Consider the following 2,638-nt stretch of genomic DNA (forward strand, 5'->3'; position numbering starts at 1 on the left):
TCTACACTATCCTCTTCGTCGGCAGCGTCAGATGTGTATAAGAGACAGCTCTTTTGGTGAGAATGACTTATGGCTGGGCCCCAAAATAATGCAATGCGGCCGCTCATTCGGTCAGAATGACGTCGGTTTTTCAAGCCGGAGTGATCGCTTATTTTTAATACCTTTCTAAAAATGCTTCGGAAATAAATCCCCCTCAAATGACGCGAGGCGTCTCCCCGCTTGTTCCATTGGAAAACGGGAAATCCGTCATGCGTGGTTTCGCTTATGGGCGAATAGGGCGTTAAATTTTTACGCCGAGCTTATCGACAGAGTCTGGAATCTGGGATAGCTTGAAAGCTGACCCGCTCGCGGGTCAATACGTCGCTCGGACGGTCCGGGCGCTTACGTGACTACGAGGTATTTATGGCTGATAGCAACTCCCCGCGCCGTTTTTCGCGCATCGATCGTCTTCCCCCTTATGTCTTCAACATCACCGCTGAATTGAAAATGGCTGCGCGCCGTCGCGGCGAAGACATCATCGATTTTAGTATGGGCAACCCGGATGGCCCCACGCCGCCGCATATCGTTGAAAAACTCTGTACGGTCGCCCAGCGCGAAGATACGCATGGCTATTCGACGTCTCGCGGCATCCCGCGTCTGCGCAGAGCGATATCGCGCTGGTATGCCGATCGCTATCAGGTCGATATCGACCCGGACAGCGAAGCTATCGTCACCATCGGCTCCAAAGAGGGGCTGGCGCACCTGATGCTGGCGACGCTGGATCATGGCGACACGGTATTGGTGCCGAACCCCAGCTATCCCATTCATATTTACGGCGCGGTGATCGCCGGCGCGCAGGTTCGCTCGGTGCCGCTGGTGGACGGCGTTGACTTCTTCAACGAGCTGGAACGCGCTATCCGCGAAAGTATTCCTAAACCCAAGATGATGATTCTGGGGTTCCCTTCCAACCCGACGGCACAGTGCGTCGAGCTGGACTTCTTTGAGCGAGTCGTCGCGCTGGCGAAGCAATATGACGTACTGGTGGTACACGATCTGGCCTATGCCGATATCGTGTATGACGGCTGGCAGGCACCTTCCATTATGCAGGTGCCCGGCGCCAAAGATATCGCGGTAGAGTTTTTTACCCTGTCTAAAAGCTATAACATGGCCGGATGGCGGATTGGCTTTATGGTGGGAAACCCTGAGCTGGTTAATGCGCTAGCCAGAATCAAGAGCTATCACGATTACGGTACCTTTACGCCGCTGCAGGTTGCCGCGATTGCGGCGCTGGAAGGCGATCAGCAGTGCGTGCGTGATATCGCGGAGCAGTACCGTCAGCGCCGTAACGTACTGGTGCGCGGGCTTCATGAAGCGGGCTGGATGGTCGACGAACCGAAAGCGTCGATGTACGTGTGGGCGAAAATACCGGACGCGTACGCGCACTTAGGCTCGCTGGAGTTTGCTAAACGTCTGCTGGCGGAAGCCAAAGTGTGCGTGTCGCCGGGGATTGGTTTTGGCGACTACGGCGACACCCACGTTCGTTTCGCGCTCATCGAGAATCAAGATCGTATTCGTCAGGCGGTCAGGGGCATCAAGTCCATGTTCCGCGCGGACGGCATTCTGCCTGCGTCGCAGAAAAAACACGGCCACAGCGCCTAGCATTTAGCCTCATCGGAAACGCCGGGCTTTCGTCTTCGCCTTATTGCCAGACGACGACGGTTCGGCTTTTCCCACGGATGTTTTATCAAAAGGACGAATCAATTCATGCGTTTCTCTTCGCTCCACATCATCGGTTTTACCTTCTGCTGCCTGATTATCGCCGGTTGCCAGTCGTCTTCTCCGTCCCGCGCTGCGAGCGCGAGAGCCACGCAGGATGAGCAAATCAATCAGCTTGCCTCGCTGGTGGCGGCGGGAAAATACCTGCGCGCACAGTGCAATCGCAGCGATTTGCCGGATGACAATACGCTGATGCGCGGCGCGCTGCGGCAGGGGGAAAAGAAGGGGTGGGATGTCAGTGGATTTCAAATGCTGCCGCCGCTAAGCGACACGCTGTATGAAGGCTTGTTGAAAGACGGGACGCCGAAAGATCAGCAGTGTTCTGCGTTTAATTTGTCCATTTCTCCATTCCTCAGCGCGATTCGCGGTTAAGGTAACGACGATTTCTTCTCAGAAGATTCTGGTTTTCCGCCCGGCCAGTCTTCCAGCGCATCTTGAATAAAAGGGTCGCCGTTCACGCTGAATACGGTGACATCTTGCTGAATTTGCTCGATCACCACGCCGCTAAATGGGCTATCGCCTTCGTGATAACGTTGGTTGTTCAGCGTGATGCTGCGCCGCTCAGGTTCCGACGTAAACACATGCGCGCTGTAGGTAAAAGCCGGCAGCTCGCCGTTATCGGCGGAAGGCGCGGGCGGCGTGGGGACGGCGCTGGCGGGTAATGTCGCCGTGTGATGGGGATGTGTCACGATGCGATGAGAGGGCGGGTAGGCCGTCTGGCGAAACTCCTGCCAGCGCTGATGCCCTAACCATCCCAGCGCGAACAGCAGCAGGGCGTAAAGGCCTAGCAGATAACCGGGAATGACATAGCCCCGGGAAATCGGGTGCGATGAGGTTACTTCCGGTGTGCTGTCCACATTTTTTCCTTAAATATCATTCAGTC

The 2,638-nt window shown here is 55.8% G+C and carries 3 protein-coding genes; 2 read left to right on the forward strand and 1 reads right to left on the reverse strand.

Annotation, left to right across the window (positions count from 1 at the left end):
* Positions 1 to 402 precede the first annotated feature (402 nt).
* Positions 403 to 1,638, forward strand: a complete 1,236-nt coding sequence (gene alaC, locus Q7O77_RS16760; protein WP_085652186.1) for an alanine transaminase — start codon at positions 403 to 405, stop codon at positions 1,636 to 1,638.
* Between the two features lie 105 nt (positions 1,639 to 1,743).
* The gene (gene gspS, locus Q7O77_RS16765; protein ID WP_085652187.1) at positions 1,744 to 2,127 is read left to right on the forward strand and encodes a type II secretion system pilot lipoprotein GspS; all 384 of its coding nucleotides are present in this window, start codon (positions 1,744 to 1,746) and stop codon (positions 2,125 to 2,127) included.
* Here the strand turns inward: gspS and gspB are convergent.
* Positions 2,124 to 2,612, reverse strand: a complete 489-nt coding sequence (gene gspB / locus Q7O77_RS16770) for a type II secretion system assembly factor GspB (RefSeq protein WP_304169878.1) — start codon at positions 2,610 to 2,612, stop codon at positions 2,124 to 2,126. The genes gspS and gspB overlap by 4 nt on opposite strands.
* Positions 2,613 to 2,638 lie beyond the last annotated feature (26 nt).

Origin of the sequence: Lonsdalea britannica (assembly GCF_946477055.1) — a bacterium.
Classification (GTDB): Bacteria; Pseudomonadota; Gammaproteobacteria; order Enterobacterales; family Enterobacteriaceae; genus Lonsdalea; species Lonsdalea britannica_A.

Bases quoted from the DNA above. Each gene is read 5' to 3' on its own strand.
- alaC (WP_085652186.1), top strand. From the start codon at position 403: ATGGCTGATAGCAACTCCCCGCGCCGTTTTTCGCGCATCGATCGTCTT.
- gspS (WP_085652187.1), top strand. From the start codon at position 1,744: ATGCGTTTCTCTTCGCTCCACATCATCGGTTTTACCTTCTGCTGCCTG.